Annotated in this window: 20 protein-coding genes and 4 tRNA genes; 6 read left to right on the forward strand and 18 right to left on the reverse strand. The window is 47.8% G+C overall.

Translation table 11 applies throughout. The features are described from left to right. The coding region (locus LLG09_02560; protein ID MCE5196000.1) for a hypothetical protein at nt 1-629 on the forward strand (629 nt) is incomplete at its 5' end. A gap of 84 nt (nt 630-713) precedes the next feature. Here LLG09_02560 and LLG09_02565 read toward each other — a convergent pair. Together LLG09_02565 and LLG09_02570 are read right to left on the reverse strand one after the other, a co-directional pair. Further along, the gene (locus LLG09_02565; protein MCE5196001.1) at nt 714-1,130 is read right to left on the reverse strand and encodes a GtrA family protein; all 417 of its coding nucleotides are present in this window, start codon (nt 1,128-1,130) and stop codon (nt 714-716) included. Continuing rightward, complete coding sequence (locus LLG09_02570; protein ID MCE5196002.1) at nt 1,130-2,053, reverse strand: glycosyltransferase family 2 protein; 924 nt, start codon at nt 2,051-2,053, stop codon at nt 1,130-1,132. The genes LLG09_02565 and LLG09_02570 overlap by 1 nt, the downstream gene beginning before the upstream one ends. Before the next feature lie 397 nt (nt 2,054-2,450). Between LLG09_02570 and LLG09_02575 the strand changes: the two genes are divergently transcribed. Beyond that, complete coding sequence (locus LLG09_02575; GenBank protein ID MCE5196003.1) at nt 2,451-2,912, forward strand: hypothetical protein; 462 nt, start codon at nt 2,451-2,453, stop codon at nt 2,910-2,912. Between the two features lie 75 nt (nt 2,913-2,987). Here LLG09_02575 and LLG09_02580 read toward each other — a convergent pair. From LLG09_02580 to LLG09_02620, 9 genes are all read right to left on the reverse strand, one after another. Next, nucleotides 2,988-3,064: transfer RNA gene (locus tag LLG09_02580), tRNA-Arg, on the reverse strand. Between the two features lie 19 nt (nt 3,065-3,083). Continuing rightward, a tRNA-His gene (locus tag LLG09_02585) sits at nt 3,084-3,160 on the reverse strand. Nucleotides 3,161-3,170: 10 nt separating this feature from the next. Beyond that, nucleotides 3,171-3,246, reverse strand: a tRNA-Arg gene (locus LLG09_02590). Between the two features lie 28 nt (nt 3,247-3,274). Then, a tRNA-Pro gene (locus LLG09_02595) sits at nt 3,275-3,351 on the reverse strand. A 264-nt stretch (nt 3,352-3,615) separates the two neighbouring features. Continuing rightward, nucleotides 3,616-4,227 (reverse strand): RdgB/HAM1 family non-canonical purine NTP pyrophosphatase, encoded by a 612-nt coding sequence (rdgB, locus tag LLG09_02600; protein ID MCE5196004.1) that lies wholly within the window; start codon nt 4,225-4,227, stop codon nt 3,616-3,618. A gap of 12 nt (nt 4,228-4,239) precedes the next feature. Then, nucleotides 4,240-4,974, reverse strand: coding sequence for a ribonuclease PH (gene rph / locus LLG09_02605; protein ID MCE5196005.1), 735 nt, complete (start codon nt 4,972-4,974; stop codon nt 4,240-4,242). Nucleotides 4,975-4,997: 23 nt separating this feature from the next. Then, entirely contained in the window at nt 4,998-5,453 is a 456-nt protein-coding gene (locus LLG09_02610) for a MarR family transcriptional regulator (protein MCE5196006.1), read from the reverse strand. A gap of 190 nt (nt 5,454-5,643) precedes the next feature. Further along, nucleotides 5,644-6,654 (reverse strand): GerMN domain-containing protein, encoded by a 1,011-nt coding sequence (locus tag LLG09_02615; protein MCE5196007.1) that lies wholly within the window; start codon nt 6,652-6,654, stop codon nt 5,644-5,646. A gap of 22 nt (nt 6,655-6,676) precedes the next feature. Then, nucleotides 6,677-7,702 carry a G5 domain-containing protein gene (locus tag LLG09_02620; GenBank protein ID MCE5196008.1) on the reverse strand — a complete coding sequence of 342 codons (1,026 nt, stop codon included), beginning with the start codon at nt 7,700-7,702 and terminating at the stop codon, nt 6,677-6,679. Nucleotides 7,703-8,014: 312 nt separating this feature from the next. Here LLG09_02620 and LLG09_02625 point away from each other — a divergent pair, with 312 nt between their 5' ends. After that, nucleotides 8,015-9,364, forward strand: coding sequence for a YheC/YheD family protein (locus LLG09_02625; protein ID MCE5196009.1), 1,350 nt, complete (start codon nt 8,015-8,017; stop codon nt 9,362-9,364). A gap of 80 nt (nt 9,365-9,444) precedes the next feature. Further along, nucleotides 9,445-9,969, forward strand: a complete 525-nt coding sequence (locus LLG09_02630; GenBank protein ID MCE5196010.1) for an ECF transporter S component — start codon at nt 9,445-9,447, stop codon at nt 9,967-9,969. An 84-nt stretch (nt 9,970-10,053) separates the two neighbouring features. Here LLG09_02630 and hfq read toward each other — a convergent pair whose 3' ends face one another. The 5 genes from hfq to miaB form a co-directional block, all read right to left on the reverse strand. Further along, a complete protein-coding gene (gene hfq / locus LLG09_02635; protein MCE5196011.1) occupies nt 10,054-10,308 on the reverse strand; it encodes an RNA chaperone Hfq in 255 nt (84 codons plus the stop codon). A 25-nt stretch (nt 10,309-10,333) separates the two neighbouring features. Beyond that, nucleotides 10,334-11,293 carry a tRNA (adenosine(37)-N6)-dimethylallyltransferase MiaA gene (gene miaA / locus LLG09_02640; GenBank protein ID MCE5196012.1) on the reverse strand — a complete coding sequence of 320 codons (960 nt, stop codon included), beginning with the start codon at nt 11,291-11,293 and terminating at the stop codon, nt 10,334-10,336. Between the two features lie 25 nt (nt 11,294-11,318). Beyond that, complete coding sequence (mutL, locus tag LLG09_02645; protein ID MCE5196013.1) at nt 11,319-13,166, reverse strand: DNA mismatch repair endonuclease MutL; 1,848 nt, start codon at nt 13,164-13,166, stop codon at nt 11,319-11,321. A gap of 43 nt (nt 13,167-13,209) precedes the next feature. Continuing rightward, nucleotides 13,210-15,816 carry a DNA mismatch repair protein MutS gene (mutS, locus tag LLG09_02650; GenBank protein ID MCE5196014.1) on the reverse strand — a complete coding sequence of 869 codons (2,607 nt, stop codon included), beginning with the start codon at nt 15,814-15,816 and terminating at the stop codon, nt 13,210-13,212. Nucleotides 15,817-15,878: 62 nt separating this feature from the next. Then, nucleotides 15,879-17,288 (reverse strand): tRNA (N6-isopentenyl adenosine(37)-C2)-methylthiotransferase MiaB, encoded by a 1,410-nt coding sequence (gene miaB / locus LLG09_02655; protein MCE5196015.1) that lies wholly within the window; start codon nt 17,286-17,288, stop codon nt 15,879-15,881. A 139-nt stretch (nt 17,289-17,427) separates the two neighbouring features. Between miaB and LLG09_02660 the strand changes: the two genes are divergently transcribed. Next, complete coding sequence (locus LLG09_02660) at nt 17,428-18,246, forward strand: hypothetical protein (protein MCE5196016.1); 819 nt, start codon at nt 17,428-17,430, stop codon at nt 18,244-18,246. Between the two features lie 84 nt (nt 18,247-18,330). Further along, on the forward strand, nt 18,331-19,527 hold the full coding sequence (locus LLG09_02665; protein MCE5196017.1) for a hypothetical protein: 1,197 nt from the start codon (nt 18,331-18,333) through the stop codon (nt 19,525-19,527). A gap of 181 nt (nt 19,528-19,708) precedes the next feature. Here LLG09_02665 and LLG09_02670 read toward each other — a convergent pair whose 3' ends face one another. Continuing rightward, on the reverse strand, nt 19,709-20,134 hold the full coding sequence (locus LLG09_02670; GenBank protein ID MCE5196018.1) for an NUDIX hydrolase: 426 nt from the start codon (nt 20,132-20,134) through the stop codon (nt 19,709-19,711). 197 nt (nt 20,135-20,331) lie between these two features. Further along, a complete protein-coding gene (locus tag LLG09_02675; GenBank protein ID MCE5196019.1) occupies nt 20,332-20,859 on the reverse strand; it encodes a hypothetical protein in 528 nt (175 codons plus the stop codon). Nucleotides 20,860-21,032: the final 173 nt, after the last annotated feature.

Genomic DNA, 21,032 nt, shown 5'->3' on the forward strand with positions numbered 1-21,032 from the left:
AAATGAAAAAAAGCACGCAGAAAAAATGGACTGTCTGGGCAATCGGACTTTATCTGCTCGTAATCGTTTTTGCTTTTATCCTCTCGTTAAAAACACCGATTCTATTCGCCAGATATTTGTTTACCATTACCGGCTTGTTCATCTTTGCTCTCAGTTACATCATCGCCAAAGAAGAAAAGAAATCGATCGTGATCCTCTTCGCCGCAATCATGCTTGCCTTATCCGTCTACAACAACATTGCTTTAATCAAAGCAAATTATGCTGAAAGCAATCTGAAACAAATAGACTATTTGGCAGAAGAGATTCAACCGAATGATATCATTGTCTATTCAAATATTGGCATCGGCTCCGTGATAGCAACCCATTTTACAGAGAATAAGCAGTATTTTTACAATGCAGAGAATTGGGACGCAGCGGCCGCTTTTCAAGCGTATGCTCCGCAAATGACAACCGTTGCAGACTTATCCTTCCTGAATAATTATACAGGAAGGATCTGGCTGATCGACTCTGAGAATTTCGATTTCTACAATCGTGCTTTTAAAGATAACGGTTATTCATTCAAGAGCAGTGAAATCTTCTTTACTGCCTATCAAAATTATCGCTATAATATGGTCTTAATCGAAAAATAGAACCCGACACCCTATTTGCCAGTCAGTGTAATCCGGCTTGCCTTGCAAGCTGATCTCTTCAGCTTGCAAGGCATCCTCAGATCGTTATTTTTTCCGGAAAATTATCAATTTACTTGCGGCATAATTCAAAATCACAACAAGTATATTTGAAATTAGCTTCCATATTGTGGCGTTCATCCGCAGAACATCAACAGCCGCATACATAATAACAACATCCAGGATCCCCGTCAGAATGCGGGCGGCAAAAAATGTGGAAATTTCATGTTTCAAAGTAAACCCATCAACTGCTTTGCTGTTAAAAACCCATAATTTATTGGTCAGATAAGCAAAGATAACCGCAAAAATCCATGCAATGGCAGTTGAGAAAATATTTGGAATTGTAAAAATAGTATATAATATATGGTAGATAATAAGATTAATAAAAGTAGTAATAATTCCAAAAAACAGATAGAATATGAGAGTTTTATATTTATTAATGAACTTTTTAATATCGTAATTCATTATTTTTGTTCCTTCACAATATAGATCGGTCTGCTCTTTGTTTCCATATAGGTCTTGCTGAGATATTGCCCCAGTATGCCAATACAAAAAAGCTGAACACCGCCCAGGAACAAGATAATGCAAACCAAGGCCGGAAAACCCGCAACCGGGTCGCCAAAAACAATTGTTTTCAGAAAGAAATACAACAACATCAAAAAAGCAACCGTGCAGAATAAAACTCCTGCAAAAGATGCAATTGCCAGCGGCGCTGTTGAAAAGCAGATCATACCGTCAATTGCATAGAGAAGCAATTTCCAAAGCGACCATTTTGTTTCGCCTGCGATCCGGTTGACATTTTCATATTCGATCCACTTTGTTTTGAAACCAACCCAACTGAAAATACCTTTCGAAAATCGTCCCACTTCTTGCAGGTTCAGAATGGCATTGACCATTTGACGCGTCATCAGCCTGAAATCCCTGGCCCCATCCACAATTTCAATTTTACTGATCAGATTAATCAGCTTATAAAACATGCGCGCGAAGAAACTGCGCAGCTTTGGTTCTCCTTTTCGCGTGACGCGTCTTGTTGCAACACAATCATAGCCTTCCTGCTCGATACCGGTAAGCATCTCTTTCAGAAGCGAGGGTGGATCCTGCAAATCCACATCCATAATCGCCACATAATCACCGGTTGCCGCCTCCATTCCGGCCAGCATCACCGCTTCTTTGCCGAAATTTCTCGAAAAACTGATATAGTGAACATTCCCGTTTTTTTCTGAGAGGGATTTCATGATTTCCAGCGAACGATCCCTACTGCCGTCATCAATAAAGATTAATTCAAACTCAACAGGCATCCCTTTTGTCTCTTTTAAAAAAGCTTCGTAAAACAGTGGAATGGAGTCTTCCTCGTTCAGACAAGGAATTACCACACTTATTTTCTTCACGTTGCTATCTCCTTCTTATCCAGGTGATCCGTATCTTGCACTGCCATTTCCTTCGCTGCCGCGTTCACTCCCTCCCGTTGCCGAGAAAAGTTACAGCAAAACCGGCACGCTCCTATCAGCAGCGGCTTAGCAGAGCAACTGCTGACATGTGGCAGCTGCAAAAAAGAGGTTTCCAGGAGCATTCTGGATGATTGCCACAAAATCCTTTTTTTCATTGGTTGAATTGGCATTATCTTCCTTTATACCGTTCTCCTCATTGTGTAACGGCACAGCGCGCGTATGAATGAACCGGGGCTGTTTGTTTTGTCTGGTAACCGCACAGAATTATATCCTCAAAAAAGGGATCAACCACGCTGAGAACGAAAGCATTTAAAAAAGGACAGAGGTGGTGGCAATGATGAATCCAGAAGAAATGCAAAATTGTATGCAAAAATGGCAGGGGATTTTGCGCCTGCAGGATTGGGATCTGCATTTCTTGCCGGTCGAAGTGGAATGGCGCAAGACAGGTGATATCAAAATCGATGATGCCAATCACAACGCGGTTTTGATGCTCAATGTCTGTAACCCCAAACGCAGCAATACGGAAGAAGTGATCATTCACGAATTACTGCACCTAAAACTCTGGCAGATGGATCAAATGATCGAAGGGCTGATCAACTTGGTCTATGGTACTGACGAAGCGGACAGCAAACGGGAATTTGCTTACACCCAATTTATGCTGGCTCTGGAATCAACGGTGGAAGATTTAGCGAAAAGCTTCACTTACTTAGCCGCCGAAGAAAAAGAGAGCGCGCTCGGCAGACTGCATCAGGAGATTATCAACGAAATCCAGACAGATCACTATCAGATCAAGCAATAACCGAAATGTAATTCTTTTGTCCCTTTAAACAGATTAAAAACAAACCGGACTGCTTTACAAAGCAATCCGGTTTGTTGGTGCGCCCGGAGGGATTCGGACCCCCGACCACCAAGTTCGTAGCCTGTTACTCTATCCAGCTGAGCTACGGGCGCATAAATAAATTTGTTTAAATGGGGCGGATAACGGGACTCGAACCCACGACCCCCAAGGCCACAACCTGGTGCTCTAACCAACTGAGCTATATCCGCCGTAAATGAATGGTGCGCCTGGTAGGAATCGAACCTACGACACACGGATTAGAAGTCCGTTGCTCTATCCCCTGAGCTACAAGCGCATGTTCTGAGTGGAGAGCGCATCTTTACTGGTCGGGACGAAGGGATTCGAACCCCCGACCTTCTGGTCCCAAGCCAGACGCGCTACCAAACTGCGCTACGTCCCGAATACATTTCGCTTCTGCTGAGAGTGAATCATCAAGAATTTTACGTGCCTTCAGTTCTTGGCTCAAATAATATAACATAGCGCAAAGAATTTGTAAACCCAAATCACGTATATGTTTTTAACTTTTTTCTTATCATTTCAAAGAACGATCGAAACTCGCGGCAATACCGGCATCTCCGACATACCAAACCGCTTTTATTCCTGGAAAATGCCGAATAAAATGAAAAATGATCGGATTTTACTGCAAAGATCGCTTCTGCCTGACTTAATTCAACTCATTTGCATGAAAAAGTTGTAATAATCGCTGTTTGAGTAAGACCATTGCTCTGCCGCGATGACTGATTTCATTTTTTACGGTCATCGGTAATTGAGCGAAAGTCAATTGATATTCTTCCACAAAGAAGAGCGGATCATAGCCAAAACCATGATCACCCTGCAAAGAGCGCAGCAGCCTGCCTCTGGTCTCACCGTGAAAAGTCTCCGGCGGAAATCCGGGTCTGACCAAAGCAATTTCCGCTACAAAGTAAGCTTCTCTCTCTTCTCCCTCGGCTGACTGCATTTTCATCAGCAGTTTCGCATTGTTCTCCGCATCGGTTGCCTGTTCACCGGCATAGCGCGCGGAATAAATACCCGGTTCTCCGCCCAGATACGGTAGCACAATGCCGGAATCATCGGCGATTGTCCATTCATTGGTAAGGGCTGCGATCGCGGCGGCTTTTTTAACCGCATTTTCGGCAAATGTATGACCGTTTTCCGCAATTTCGGCGCTCAAGCCGATTTCTTTGGCAGTCAGCAATTCAATTGGCAAATCCTGGGTAAGGGCACGAAATTCTCGGATTTTTCCCTGATTACCGGTGGCTAATAGCACTCTTCTCACGAATACATCCCTCTAAAAGTGTATATTTTCTTTTTGCAGAACTTCTTTTTGTTTTTGAATCAAGTTTTGGATTCCGACTTCCGCCATGTCCAGCATGCGATTCATTTGGATACGGTTAAAGGTAGCTTCTTCCCCGGTTCCCTGAATCTCCACAAATTCACCGGAACCGGTCATTACAACATTCATATCCACATCCGCATTGGAATCTTCATCGTAACACAAGTCCATTAAAATTTCTTGATTCCGCATCCCCACACTGACAGCGGCTAGGTAGTTCGTAATAGGAATCGAAGGCAGGATTCCTTTCCGCACCAATTTATCACACGCCATGACCAGTGCCAGCCAAGCAGCCGTGATAGAAGCCGTCCGGGTTCCGCCGTCCGCCTGCAGTACATCACAGTCAAGCGTAATCGTTCTTTCCCCCAAAGCTTCCAAATCACAGACCGCTCTTAAGGATCGGCCGATTAAGCGTTGAATTTCCTGTGTCCTGCCGCCAATGCCGTTACCGCGTCTTCCCTCCCGTTGATTGCGCAAAGCAGTGGCTCTCGGCAGCATATTATATTCGGCGGTAACCCAGCCTTTACCGCTTCCTTTCAGAAAGGGCGGCACATGCTCCTCCACGGTTGCAGTTACTAAAATGATGGTATTTTCCACTTGAATTTGTACGGAACCTTCTGCGTAGATATTAAAACCGGTCTTAATGAACACAGGACGCAGCTCATATTCTTTTCTACCGTTAAAGCGCATTGTTGGAGATGCCTGCCTTCCGTCTACTTTTTCTTTTTTTTATCCATGATTTCATCCAAACGTTTGAGAGAATTCAAAAGATGCAGCTGATCTTCTTCACTGACAGAAACAAGGATCCCGGCTAAATACTCTTTCCGGCGGTATATCACCTCATCTACCAATTTTTCCCCTTTGGGCAGGATCTGCAAACGTACGACACGTCGGTCATCCACATCACGGATACGCTGCACCAATTCATTCCGTTCCATCCGGTCAATCAAATCGGTAGCCGTGCTGTAAGCAAGATACATTTTCTCGCCCAGTTCGCCGATGGTGATTGTGCCGTTTTTTTGCAGGACTTGCAAAGCGGTCAGCTGCGGTGGCGTAATATTAAAGTCGGCTAAAATCTCTCTGCCTTGGATACGAATTACATTACTGACATGCCGTAGCAGCCATTCAAGTTCCCCGACCGTTTCGGTAAATTCACGTTCTTTTTCCATTAAAAAATCACCTCACCAAATTTCTCCATACAGAATTATACATCTTATCCCTTTTAAAGTCCAGTGCTATTGCAGAATTGAGGTGTAAATTTTTCGGTATCAAAAATTACTGTATCCGTAAAGTTCTATCAATGAGCATTCATTATTTTGCAGCGAATCGCTGTCTTTTTCCCGCGTCAGCGATTCGCTGCTAATTTAAGTAAAGCAGCCGTTCCAACTGATCACCGGTGTTCATTTGCCCTACGGCCAGCGCCACCCGTTCTCCATTCAATAAGAATTGAACTTTTTCAATAGCGGGAAATTCAGTCAGGGTTTGCACAATTGCCTTGATCGCCAATTCAAACTGCGCCTGATTGGCAGCAAAATTGTAATCGCCAAAATCCAAGTCCAAAATTGCCGTCCTGTCTTTCACAGCAAAGTTTCTAAGATACACCCGTGCCGGAGCGCCCTCGGGATTACTGAGCACAGAAGCCTGTAAGGAACTGGCATACGCTGCCGGCCCTTCCAAAAGCATGACAAGCGTTTGCATGATACTGTCGTCTGTATTGGGTAAACGAACCGTAATCGGCACCAGACTGTCCGTTTCCGGTACCAACCAATAGACCACAGTTTTGCTTTCCTGCCGCACCGTTTCTTCGTTTGGCCATTCCGGCCGGCTCAGCGGCAAATTGATCTCATATTGCGCGCTGTTGCGGGACAAGAAATTACTGTTTTGTCCATCCAGAAGAAATTGGACCTTATTGATCGATTTAAATTCGGTCAGTGTCATGACCAACGCATCTCCCACGCTTTTCACAGCACTGAAAGAAGGCAAAGCGGCGGTAAAACTATCCGGCAAATCCAAATAAGCAATTTTATCTCTGACTGCAATCGAAGCTACCTCAACACTGGGCAGTCCGAGCGCCTGGCAAAGATGTGTCAGGGTCGCATTGACCGCCTGTACATGCAGCGGCTGGCTGGAGTTTGTTTCCTCCGTCACGGCATAATACCAAAAACGATTGCCATTGCTGAAGAGACGATATGCAATCATTTGTTTTACTTTTGCGCTTTCTGTCGTATGCAGATATTCCGGATCCTCTTCACCGTACAAGCTAATCTGATCGCCAAATACATGGTCAACGGAAGCCGACAGCTGGTTTGGGCGATTGCATCCTGTCAGGCAAAGCATCAGAAGGAGAAGCAGCGTAATTGTTTTTTTCATCGGAACCTCCACTTCTCACCGGCTAATTACTGAGAAAATAGACGGCGACATTTCTTTTCGCCCAGGCTACAGCATCGGCATGAGAATCAAAACCAAGATCCAGATGATTGGGGGCTATAGCTCCGCCGGTATCTCCGGCAACGGCATAACCATATCCTTCCACATAGAGCCGGGTACCGAAAGGAATTCTGCTGGTATCCACCCCAACCACCCCATATCCCTGCGCCCGGCCGCTGGCGGTGATACCATAGCCATAATCACCGGGATCCTTACCGCAGCAGAGAGAACAGGAGCAATAGCCGGTGGTAGTCATGTAGGCCACTTGCGAAAAAGAAATCAGATCACCGTTGGCGAGCTGGGTCTGCGTTTGTGTACCGTATTCCACAATCTGATTTGACATCGTCTGTTGCTCTTCTGTCCTCAACAGCTGCCTTGCCACTTCCGTGCCGTCTTCCGTGGTCACAAGATAAGTACAGAGGGCGATACCATCACGCCCGGCTGTCGTAATCCTTTGCTGGCCAACAAAAAGATCGTTGCTGGCAACTGAAATCGTGTCAAAAGGCAATCTCACACGCTCGCTCACAGTCTCCTGTCTGACCCGTATCACGCGAATTTCCATATTTTCCTTGAGCGGAGTGGCCGCTTCCGGCTGCACAAGATCCATTCCGCCGCATTGTACCGCTGCCTCCAGCAATAAGTCCTGCACCGTCGCAGCGCTACTTTGGCCGCGGCTTGTCACGCCTTCAACCGTCAGCGTATAGGGGACACTATAATAAACTGTAATCAGCATCTCGTCGCTTAACCGCTCATTACCGGCCGGGACAACCCGATCCGACTCGCGAAGCACGATATTTTGTTCCTGCAGCAGCTCTGCCACGGTGAATTTCATCGTAGAAATCTTACTTTCTTTGCCAGCCACCACCAGGGTAACCTCTTTGCTCTGGTATTGATATAACACACCGGCAGTCAGACAAGCGCATAACAAAATGAGACAAAGCGACAGGAACCCTTTTCGGGAGATTTTTCTCAGGTTTCTTTTCAATTTCACGGTTCGAATCATCCTTTCCCGGGAGAGAATCCAATCCATATTAACTTTTTTCATTTCCCTTGTCAAGAAGATGACCTTGTGCAAGCATTTGCAGCGGCATATTGCTATAATTTAACATATCATGCGTTCTGGCGTCGCATTAATCTGTTAGTTCTGGACTGAATGCCCGATCCCCTTCATTTGACCATTTAATGACAGAGTTTACCGCAAAAACAGCGGATCGCTTCACTGTTTATAATGGTTCTCCTGAAAATGCAGGATTTTTTTCCGGTTAGCGAGAATAGAGTGCTACACTTGAAAAGGAGGTGCCTCATGCCGGTCATCCACGAAACAGAACGGCAAGATATGGAATTGCTGCGCCCTTCCAATACTACAATTTGGCCTTTGCAGGGATTCAGGGATGGCAAGTGGCAAATCTGTCATTCACGCCGGGAGGCACTGCAATCTGCTTGGCAAAAGTTCGCCGTCCTGACTTCTTCTCCTGGTGCTTCTGAATCTTCGACGCTGGCAGAAGCGGACAGTGCTGACGGTCAGGCTGCAGCGTTGCCGGTGTTTGGCATTCTCTACCGTGAGATTTCTCTTAACAATCGCGAAGCCGGCTTCGGCTTTGAAGATTATCATTTCCGTCAGCTTGCTCGTCTCTCTGCCAATTACGGTTTCAGAACGGTTGTCTTTGCCGCCAAAGGCCTGGATTATGAGCGGAAAACGCTACAAGGTTATTCCTTAACACCGTATCAGGAGTGGCAGCCCGGTTGCTTTCCCCTGCCTGCCGTGATTTACTATCGTGGCGTCAGCATCTTCGTGGAGGAAAACAGCGAACGGATGCAGGCGTTGCAGCAGCTAAGCAGTTTAGGCATTCCCAGTCTGAACAATTCTCTTTTTACACTCCTGCTGGATCACAAACTGAATTTCTACCGTTTTTTGCAGCAAACGGCGCTTTCGCCTTTCCTGCCGGAAACAAGGGAATATTCCGCTGCCGCACTTTGGGAAATGCAAAAGCGGCACCGGGTCCTGTTTTTCAAACCAATTGCCGGTTATGAATCCCGTGGTCTGCTGCGCCTGCAGCAGCTTGAGCCCGGTTGGCAGCTCGATTATAATGATGACAACGGCATTTTTTCAACACAAACCTTGAATTCACCAGAAAATCTGCTGCTGCGGCTGGAGCAAATCACTCAAAATCAGGATTATCTGATTCAGGCGGGGATCCCCTCTTTTTTGTGCGATCATAGCGTTTTTGAACAAAGGATCTTAATGCAGCGCTGTAAAAAAAAATGGCTGCAGGCTTGCCACGTGCTCCGCAGCAGCGGCACTCCGGATCTGCCGTTTATCACCGCTGCGCGCGAAATTACCGCTGATGCGGCAGTTCTGAAGAACCTGCTCACGAAAGAGCAGCAGAACAGCATGAAGGCTCAAATTCAGACCGCCGTTCGCGGTCTGACGCAATTATTCGGCGAGAAACCGTATGAAGCCAGTGAGTTTTCCTGTGATTTTATGCTGGATACGAAAGGCAAGATCTGGCTGTTGGAATGCAATGCCAAGCCTTCCGGTTTTTTTATTCAGACCGGTGACCTGGACGGACGCATGGCTTATTTACGGCATACCTTACAGCAAGCCGTCTATCTTGCCGAGCAAGACCAGGCGTATCCTCACGCTAAGCTTTAAAAACTCTTGAAACATCTTATGCTCTCCTGCTCAATGCCGTGTTAAAATGAAATGAAACTAAGGAAAGGAGAAGATTCTGCATGATCAGTCAATCCAAAAAGCGACCGAAATACACGATTCGTGATATGGTCATTACGGCTCTCTTTATTAGTCTGGTCCTGGTCTTCACCATGTTTATCAATATTCGTTTGCCCATTGCCGCCAACGGAGGGCTGATCCATTTAGGCAATGTACCGTTGTTTGTAGCAGCCGTCTGTTTGGGTAAAAATAAAGCTGCCCTGGCCGGCGGCATCGGTATGGCTTTGTTCGATCTGCTGTCGAGCTGGGTCAGTTGGGCGCCTTTTACACTCGTTATCGTCGGTTTGATGGGGTATATCAGCGGGTTGATTCTGGAAAAAAAGCAGAGACCCAAGGATTATGTTTTTGCGGTGACCATCGCTCTCCTGATCAAAGTCGTAGGTTATTATTTGGCGGAATGGTTCCTGTACGGCAATCTCATCGCGCCGCTGACCAGCATTCCGGGCAACATCATTCAGGTTGTTACCGGCGGTATCATCGCGTATCCTGTTGCGTTTGCCTTAAAAAAGGTGATGAAAAACTTTTAATCCTTTTTGGCGGTCCTATCAAATCAAAAAGCTGTTTCTCTGACGGTTTGCAGAACCGCCGCTGAAACAGCTTTTTCTATTGGCTTAATCTCCGTTTCCTTCCGTTTCTTTTTCCGGTGTATTATAAAATTGAACCGATTGGAAAGGCGATATGGTTGAGATGGCATGCTTATAGACCAGTTGCTGCCTGCCTTCCGATTCAATGACAACACAGTAACTGTCAAATCCGCGCACCAGTCCGCGCAGTTGAAAACCGTTGACTAAATAAACGGTAACCATACTATTCTCTTTACGCACCACATTTAAAAAGGCATCCTGTAAATTCAGTGTCTTATTCATTCCAGACATCCTTCCACTATTCTTTTCAACAGTTTAACACAAAAAGCGTTTGCTGCACAAGCATTTGCAATTCAGCCAGGAGAATTTCTTCCGTCGCATAGGCGCTGAGATCAAACCAGTGAATCTCTGGATTCGCTCTGAACCAAGTCAGCTGCCGTTTGGCATAACGCCGCGTATTTTGCTTTAAGAGAGCGGCCACTTCAGCCAGGCTGATTTCAGCCCGGAAATAAGGGAAAAATTCTTTATACCCTAACGCCTGTCCGGCAGGCAGTGATTCTGTCAAACCCTGCCCGATCAGCTGTCTGACTTCTTCCGGTAAGCCCTGCTCGAACATTGCGTCGATTCTTTGTTCAATACGGGCATAAAGCTCCTCCCTGGGCCGAGTCAGACCCAGATAAAGCACTTGGTAAAGCGGTGCGGCATCTTTTGTTTCCTGCTCTGCCAGAGAAATTGGCTGACCGCTACTGTAATAAACTTCCAGGGCACGAATAATGCGTTTTGTGTCATTGACATGCAGTTTGGCAGCCGTTTGCGAGTCGATTTGCGCCAACTCGTTCAGCAAGCTGAGGTTGCCCTCTTGAGCGGCCCGTCGCTGTAGAGCACTGCGCAGAGACAAATCAAGCTTTGCTTGGCTGAAATCATACGGTTCCAAAGCAGCCCGCACATAAAGACCGCTGCCGCCAACCAGAATTGGCAGTTTTCCCCTTTGCTGGATTTGAGTAATCGCCGCCCGCGCATCCTTTTGATACTGAGCGACAGAATAACGCTCGGTGATTGGCAAAAAATCGATACAATGGTGCGGAATGCGGGCTCTTTCCGCCGCGCTTGCTTTCGCTGTCCCGATATTCATCCCGCGATAAATTTGCATCGAATCCGCCGAAACGATTTCGGCATTGAAACGTTCGGCCAGGCGCAGCGAAATCGCTGTTTTCCCTACCCCGGTCGGTCCTACAATGACGGCGACGCGCGCCAATTTTTCTTTCATCTGTTCAGCTCACTCCATAGACCGCTCAAGGCGTTACTCGTTTAAAGATCTTATCCAAATCCGTTAAGGACAAACAATAAAAGGTCGGCCGGCCATGCGGACAAGTGGCCGCATTTTCTGTGCGGCCCAACTGTTCGATTAATTCACTCATCCGGTTTTGCGGCAGCCACTGATTGGCCTTGATCGCACCTTTGCAGGACATTGTGATCAGCGTCTTCATAGTTAAATCAGAGGCTGAAAGCGGACGTTCCGTCGCTGTCAGCTCGTTAAAAATCTCAACCAGCCCTTCTCTGGCGCCGTCTCCGGTCAAAAGCTGCGGCATTTCCCGCACCAGCAGAGTCTGATTGCCAAAATCCTCAAGCAGAAAGCCGAGTGTCCGCAATTCTGCCAGGCGCTGTATGATGCGATCAAATTCCATTACCGGCAATTCAATGGTATAGGGCATCAGCATGGTTTGGCTGCTGATTTGGCCTTGCTCCATTTGGGCTTTCAGCATGCCAAACAGAATCCGTTCATGCGCGGCATGCTGATCAAACAGATAAAAAGCATCGATTGACTGCGCCAAAAGATAGGTGCCGGCTAATTGACTGATCACCCGCATCGGCGGGAAAATCGAGGGTTGCTTCAAATCCAACGCTGAGAATTGCGGGTTTTGCGGTGGCAAAACTTGTCCTGACTCTTCGCTGCGGCTGGCAGCCGTCAATTCATCCGGCGCTGCATACAACCTTGCTTGCGGTGCCGTCGCAGCACGCTGATTCGCCATAGGGAACGAAGACAGCAAGGATTCCTGCCGAATTGTCGGCCTGGCCGTTGCCGTTGTTTCAGCCGCCAACCAGTCTTCTGATTGCTGTGGAGGATGATAGACGACCGTCTGTTCCGCTTCTTTGCCCAAAAGCTGCGGATTCAACGCAGAACGCACACCGCAGAGACAAAGTTGATACAGCTTAGCTTCCTCACGAAAGCGGACTTCCGTCTTGGCCGGATGGACATTGACATCCACCTGCTCCAAAGGTAATTGAATGGACAAAACAAAAAACGGATATTTCCGCGGCGGCATGATTTGACGATAGGCTTCCTCCACGGCGTGCTGGATATTTCTAGCCTGCGCATAGCGCCCGTTGATCACAAAGTGCTCGTCGCGGCGGTTGGATCGGCTGAACGTGGGTTTGCCGATATAGCCTGAGATGCGATATTCCCCCTCGCTGTAGACAAGCGGCAGCAGCTGTTGCATCACATCATGCCCGTAAACGGCTCGAATCACATCATCCAATTTACCATTGCCGGGTGTGGACAAGACCAGGCGATCATCTCTGGTGCATTCGATGGCCACATCGGGTCGGGACAGTGCCAGACTGAGTGCCACATTCAGGATATGGCTGCCTTCGGCAGCGACACTTTTCATAAACTTGAGCCGGGCGGGGGTGTTGTAAAATAAATCTTCGACAATGACTTGGGTACCTTTGGGGGCGGCGGCATCTTCCGCCGTGATTACTCCCTGATTCACCCGCACTTTGGTTCCGGCCAGGTCGTCCTGTCGACGGGTCAGCAAGCAAAAGTGCGAAACCGAGGCGATGCTGGGTAAGGCTTCACCGCGAAAGCCCAGCGTCTTGATGGCGAAGAGGTCACTTTCTTCCTGCAATTTACTGGTAGCATGCCGTTCCAAAGCCAAAACCGCATCCGACCGATTCATACCGCTGCCGTTGTCCGTCAGACTGATTCTGGTCAGACCACCGCCGGAAATATCAATGGAGACTTGGCTGGCACCGGCGTCAATGGCATTCTCCAATAACTCCTTGACCACCGAAGCGGGTCGTTCGACAACTTCCCCGGCAGCGATTTTATTGGTTAAGTCCGCGCTGAGAATCCGAATCATGGCTGACACCTCCTGCACACTGATTGCTGAACCGGACAGTAATTTACTTTTTCAATTCCTTCTGCCACTCGTTGATTAAATTAATCGCTTCAATCGGGGTCATTGACATCACATCAGCCCGACGCAAGCGAGCCAAAACCGGATGTTCCTCGGCGCTCAGCAAGGGCAGCTGCAATGCGCTCATCTCCGCTGTGGGCTTCTGAGCGGTTTCCTGCCTTAAACGCACCTCATCGTTCGATTCCATTTGCTTCAGAATTTCTCTGGCGCGCTTGATTATGTTTTTCGGCAAGCCGGCCAGTCTGGCGACTTCAATCCCATAACTCTTGTCTACGGCTCCCGCAACGATGCGGTGCAGGAAGACAATGTCCTCCCCTTTGCCTTTCACCGCAACCGAGTAATTCTTTACACCGCTGTAGAGCTGCTCCAGATCGGTCAATTCATGATAATGCGTAGCGAATAAGGTTCTCGCTCCCAATTGCTTGGGGTTCTGAATATACTCTAAGGCCGCGCGGGCAATGCTCATCCCGTCAAAGGTACTCGTCCCGCGGCCGATTTCATCAAGCACCAGCAAACTATTGGTCGTAGCGGAAGCTAAAATCTGGCTCAGTTCTGTCATTTCCACCATGAAAGTCGATTGTCCGCCGGCCAGATCATCACCGGAACCAACACGGGTGAATATACGGTCGACGATACCAATTTCCGCGGCGGCAGCCGGAACATAGGAGCCCATCTGCGCCATCAGCACAATCAAAGCATTCATGCGTAAATAGGTGCTTTTGCCAGCCATATTGGGACCGGTGATGATCATAACCCGCTGGGTTTCTTTATCCAGGAATAAGTCATTGGGAATATACGGCCTGTCTTTCAGCGTACGCTCTACCACCGGATGACGTCCTTCGCGGATGCGAAGACAGCCGCTCTGATTGATCACCGGTTTGTTATAGCGGTATTTCACTGCAACCTCCGCCAAAGAAGCAAGACAATCCAGCGTCGCCACCACTTGAGCGGCTTTTCTGATTTCCTCCGTAAAACTTCCGATCCAGTCGCGCAACTCTACAAAAAGCTCATATTCCAATTCGACTAATTTTTCTTGCGCCCCCAAAATCGTCTCTTCCAGCTTTTTCAGATCTTCGGTAATATAGCGCTCGCAATTTGCCAGGGTTTGTTTGCGGATATAAGTGGGCGGCACGTTACCCAACTGCGCCTTGGTCACTTCCAAATAATAACCAAAAATCCGATTGTAACCCACTTTCAGGGTGCGGATACCGGTTTTCTCCCGTTCTTGCTTTTCTAAATCGACCAACCAATTCTTACCCTCGCGGGCTGCCGTGCTGTAACGGTCCGCCTCGGCATGATAACCCGGCCGGATGATACCGCCTTCACGCAGGGAAATAGGCGGTTCGTCGACGATTGCGGCGGCAATCCTGAGAGTTACAGCGGATAAATCGGGCAGACGATGATGATTGGTCTGTAAGATGGAGGAAGCGGCTCCGCTTAAAATTTGCTGCACTTCGGGCAGCACGGCCAGCGATTGCTGCAAAGCCAGTAAGTCGCGCCCATTGGCCGAACCAAAAGCAATCCGGCCCATCAGCCGTTCCAGATCGTAAACATGAGCCAGCGCTTCGCCCAAACGGAAACGCATTTCGCTGTTCTCCACCAATTCCTGCACTCCGGCCAGCCGATTTTCAATTTGCGCCACATTGGTCAGCGGCTGCAAAACCCATTGATGCAGCATTCTGCCGCCCGAAGCGGTGCGGGTTTTATCCAATACCCAAAGCAAAGAACCCTGCGTTTGATTCTCACGCATAGTTTGAATCAATTCCAGGCTGCGCCGGGTGGACTGATCGAGGACCATCTGCCAGCTTAACTGATAATACTCCAATTTGCCAAGATCTTTCCGTTCTATTTTTGCCGTGGCATGCACATACCAATAGAGAGCAAGGCAAACTTTTATTTCCAGTTCCGTTTCCGGACCTGCCGGCAGGGTGCTCTGAATTTGCTGCAGCAGAGCGGCATCCGAGCCTGTCTCTTGCAGTTCCGCCGCCGTTAATGAGGTCAGAAGAATATTCAGCCGGCGGCAAAGCTCGCCGACTTCTTCCTGATCGCGGCTGCCGGTCCAGATGGCTTCACTTGGCGTCAAACGAGTCAACTCATTGCGCAGCTGCATCATTGCATCCGGACCGGAAAACCCTGTACAGGCAAAATAACCGGTTGTTACATCGGTTACGGCCAGCGCGAAGCGATTTTCCTCCACGGCGAGGCAGACGAGATAATTATTGCGCTTGTCCTCTAGAACACTGTGGTAATCAACGGTGCCGGGCGTAACGATGCGGACAATTTCCCGTTTCACAATACCTTTGGCCAGTTTGGGGTCTTCGACCTGTTCGCAGATCGCAACGCGGTAGCCTTTGGCAACCAATTTGCTGATATACGTCTCTGCGGCATGATAGGGTACTCCGCACATGGGAATGCGTTCTTCGGCGCCTCCGTCGCGTCCGGTCAGGGTAATCTCCAGTTCTTTGGACATCGTAACCGCATCATCAAAGAACATTTCATAAAAATCACCCAGCCGAAAAAACAAAACCGCATCCGGATTCTCCGCTTTTGTCTGCAAATACTGCTGGATCATGGGAGTGTAATCAGTAGCCATGACGATCCTTTCCTTTATACTTTATATACTTTATATACTTTACAGTTTATACTTTATATACTTTACCGCTTTAATTCTGCCGCTTTTCCTGTCAGACTGCCGCTTAAATGAAAGCTGCTGGCCGCCTCGATTTTCACCGGCAGCAATTGACCGATCTGCTCCGGCTTTGCCGCAAAATGCACTAATTTATTGCCGGCTGTTCTGCCGGTAAACATGTTGGCATCCTGCTTGCTGGGACCTTCCACCAAGACAGTCACAATTTTACCCAACTGCTGCTGATTGATCTCTTTGGAAATATCCGCCTGCAAATTCATCAGACATACAATGCGTTTTTGTTTTTCAGCATACGGGACTTGCTCCGTCATCTCAGCGGCCGGTGTTCCGCTGCGCCGGGAATAAATAAAGGTATACGCGCTGTCAAAGCGCACTTGCCGCACAACATCCAGCGTATCTGCAAAATCCTTGTCCGTCTCGCCGGGAAAACCGACAATGATATCGGTAGAAAAAACAACATCCGGAATGGTCTCTCTGATCTGCCGTACCAAATCCAAATAATGTTCTTTGCCGTAACCGCGGTTCATAGCCTGCAAAATGCGGCTGCTGCCGGACTGCATCGGCAAATGCAGCTGATGGCAGACATGCCGGGCGGCGGCAATGGTTTGCAGGAGTTTCAGGCTGACATCACGGGGATGCGATGTCATAAAACGAATCCGCTCCAGACCTGCAATCTGATCGACCCGCGCCAAGAGATCGGCAAAATCAACCGCCGGCTGTAAACCCTTGCCATAAGAATTGACATTCTGCCCCAGCAGCGTCACTTCTTTGCAGCCAGCGGCGGCCAGCTGCTCAATTTCCGCCAGGATATGCTGCGGCTCGCGGCTGCGCTCTCTGCCTCTGACATATGGTACGATGCAATAACTGCAAAAATTGTTGCAGCCATAGGTAATGCTGACCGAGCAAATCAGATTCTGGCTGCGCAGGCGCGGCAAACCTTCGGCAGGCAGCAAATTGTCTGCTCTGATATCGCAGACCAGCCGGCGCTGCTGCATGGTCTGACAGAGCAATTCGGCAAATTGATCAATCATATGCGTGCCGAAAACCAAATCCACCTGCCGATAACTTTTTTGAATCTTTTCGGCCACTTGCGGCTGCTGAACCATGCAGCCACCGATGGCGATCAGGAGTTCCGGATTGTTCTCTTTCAAAACCTTTAAACGACCCAATTGACCAAACACCCGATTCTCGGCGCTCTCGCGCACACCGCAGGTATTGATTACAATCAGATCCGCTTGCTCCACGAGCTCCGTTTTAGAGAAACCGACTTGATGCATCACCCCCGCAATCAATTCGGCATCATTAAAATTCATCTGACAGCCAAAGGTTAAAAAATAAACCGCCGGCGGCCGTTGCTGCCTGCCGGTAAACTGCAGGCTCCAATCCTGCAGCTGCTGTATTGCTTCTTCGTGTGTCATGCCCGACTCTCCTCTCCAAAAGCAGATACTTTAACATGCTTCTTCCTAATTTTAAACCAGCGAATTGATAGATTCATCTTGCTCTATCCTGCTAAATCGTGTATGATAGAACAAAGAAAAAACAGATTAAGGTGTTATCATGAATTATATCAAGAAAGAGAAAACCTTTGACTACGCCGCTTTCAACCTGGAGCGGCTGATCAAATTGGTCGATATATACGGCCCACCCAAAATGGAAAAACCGGTGGCGGATTATTTGGAACCGTTGTTGTCAAAATACTGCACGGAAATCAGCCGTGATGAAATCGGTAATCTCTATGCCGTCCGCAAAGGAGAAGCGGGTGCCGCTACCGTTTTACTCAGCTGCCATCAGGATACTGTTTTCTTTCCCAGCCAGGAACGCTTTTATCTGGTAGAAAACGGTTACCTGCTGCTGGATCGCAATTTATTGGAAAGAGACCGCTACAGCGGCGCGGTTCGGGCCGTTGTTTTGGGCGGTGACGATCGGGCTGGTATTGAAATCATCCTTTCCATACTGGAAACCTATCAAGGACCGTTGACGTTAAAAATCATTTTGTCGACCCGGGAAGAAATCGGCGGTGAAGGCATCCAGGATGCGCGCAGAGAATTCTTTCGGGATGTCGGTTTTGGTTTGGTGTTGGATCGCAAATCCAGCGGCGATATTATCACGGCAATCGAAAATCAGACACTTAGCACAAAAAAACTTGCACAGCATGTGCTTCGCTCAGGGCAGAAGCTTGATATCAGAGACTTAAGAGAAACTGCTGGTTCTTATTCGGACGCGTATTTCTTATCCAAGCGTTTTAAAGTGGACTGTGTCAACCTCAGTGTCGGTTATTATCAACCGCATACTTCGCTGGAACGAATCGATCTGTATGCCTTTAATAATTGTGTTCGCTGGGTCATAGACATCCTGGAAACCTATCCGGGAAAATAAGGAAACCAGGCTTTACCGCTGCAAAACAACCGGTTGTAACTGCCGGTAAAGCTGCCACACAAAAACCAAGAGGGTGAACATCAAATGACCGATTATTTCGCAGCGATTGAGCCGGATCTGCGTTTACAGCAAGCGAAAGCTTTTTTTCAAAATGCCCAGCGGACTTGCTGTCCCAAAAGTTTCCCCGATTTTATGCCGCGTCACCCCTTGCTGCAGCAGATCAGCGGCGTGCATGCAATTCCTTCCCCCATGATGCCTTTCTGGTGGTCCGAAGGTATCCTTAATTCGCCGCAGTTGCAGAAAACTCCTTGGATTAAGGAATTATTGCAGACTGTTACCTGGCAGGAAATGATGGAAGGCAAAATTTCGGAAAACCGTTTCAAGCAATTTCGGGCCAAATGGACTTTGGAGCAGCGCAAACTGATTTCTTCGCCTAAAATCGGCGGTATCCTCAATGTTGTCTTCGTGCTGGACCCAGAGCCGGTCAAAAAATACCGCAACAGCAGCAAAAACCTTTCCCGTCTGCCCTGGTGGTGGTATTGGGCCGCTTTGGAAAGCCGCAGTATCACTTCCCATCAAATCAGTCGGTTTCTTGCCAATACCACCGTCGCTGAATTCAATCGCGGTGAATTTCAAATCGAACGGCTGGAAGCTTTACAGGCAAAATCCGAAAAGAAGCTGCCCAAAACCAATAAAATTGAGGAATTTCTCTTTCAGGTTTTTTACGAGTATCCCAATGTCCTGACCAAATATAATCAACGCGGTGGAAAAACGCTCAATATCATGCGCGTCGCGACGGATCCTTACTCGATTGTTACCATGAGCACCCGCTCACCGCATTGGAGCAGCTGTCAGAATCCCATTCGCCTCGATACGCACGAATTAAGCCATAAACTCTGGGCAAATTTATTGGACAGCAATATGGCAATTCTGGAAATGATCAATCCGGAAGAGGATGAAGAAACCAGTCTGGTCGCCCGCGCGATTTTACGGATTGTACGGGATCATAAGCAGGATTTACTTTATTTGGATTGTCTTTACGGCGAGCGCGGCTACATAACTTCTTTTGTCAACCTGACCAAAGAATTGGCTAAAAGCATCGGCTTGGTGCCGGTCTCGGGGAGGATGCTTCCCTTCTACACCAGTTTTAACACACCGCTCAGCGGTTACTCCATGGATTTCAAAGAATACGAGCCCCCTTACCTCGATTTTGGTGAATGGCGCAAACAAAATGGGCTCTACACCTTCATCGGCGAAGGGCATTACCTCTATACAACCTAGTCACCCCAGCGAAACCGGTGCTTTAAGACAGCACTGGTTTTTTTACCTGTTTTAGAAATTCATTACGGAAAAAAGGCAACCACAGCCATCAGACTGGAGTTGCCTTATCTAAACTAAAACGCCGCATGAGCATCTTGCAATGAAGCGGTGCGCCGCCGCCGAAGTGAGCGCGAGCATCTCACTAGATTGTGCTCTCCTTTTGTTCCGCTAAACGCTTATGAGAAAAAGAAAGCAACGATCTGTCCTGACTGTAGGTGACCATCTCCAACGCCTGAGCGTATGGATAAAAGCCGCCGTCGGTAAAGCCTTGTTCGCTGTTTGGTACCGCTTTATCAGAATCGCTCAGCATTAAATACCAGGTAATCCGATTACAAACCGGACGTCTGCGTGAGGTGGAATAAAACTCATAACTGGTTTGACCTGCCGGCTCGATAATTTTAGATGTGACACCTGCTTCATACTGAACTCGGGCGACAGCTACTTCATGAGCCAATTGATTGGAACGGATGACTCCTTTGGGGAAAACCCATTCTTCTTTGTCGTTTTTCAGAAGTAACACCTTATCACCATGAAAAACTACCCCACCGGCACAATTGCGAATTAACATGTGCGTCATCTCCCTTTCTGCCTTATATTTTCTTTTCTCATTTTTAATTATTTGATATGCAATACTTCCATCCCGCAACGACAATCTCCTTCCAATAGAACAATGCCATAGAAAATTAATCACATTTTTACTGAACCGCAATGGGAAAATAAAAGTTCCGTCTGCCACCGACGACAGACGAAACTTCTCAGCAAAGCCTACTCAGCCATTGCGGTCAATAAGGCTTCCTTGATGAACTCATCCATTGGTTTGTCCTGGATCATGGCTGGCGTTTCATCATCACCGGGCTGGACTTTAAAGAAATTGATCAGCAGATGATTTTTATTGCAGAGGGTCGTATCTAAATGCAGCGGTACAAAATGTACAACAACCTCCTCAAAGGCAATTTTTGCGGCCAGTTCGTCTTTGATATGATCAAGATTTAGTTGTTTGACCGGAGTCAGCATCGCTTTTTCATTTCCCAAATCATCCATCATCCATAAATGGTTGCTGTATAAACGGCCTTCCTTTTTATTGGCAGCTTTGAATGGTTCGTGGTTCGTCAAAGCAGACATCACACGGCGAACCGATTCGGCTGTGAACTCCTGGTCATAGCTCAGCTGATAACCTTCCATTGCGGTTACTTCCTGAATGAACTGATCGGCCACCTTTTCGCGGTCTTTCAATGCAGCCCAAAAATAATCCATCGATTCCAATGTTTCCAATTGAATTTTCAAAGTTTTCATAAACAACCTCCCAAATCTCGTCGGAGCAGAAACTCGCTTTTCAGCTGTGAAAAAATTGTTCTGTCCTTCGATTCAATTTACACAGCATCATTTCGTTAACATTTGCCGATACTCCTTCAATTTTCCGAAGATTCCAGGGGGATGGTTCCAGGGGGACGGGGGTGTTGGCACAG

Source organism: Negativicutes bacterium, assembly GCA_021372785.1.
Classification (GTDB): Bacteria; Bacillota; JAAYKD01; order JAAYKD01; family JAAYKD01; genus JAJFTT01.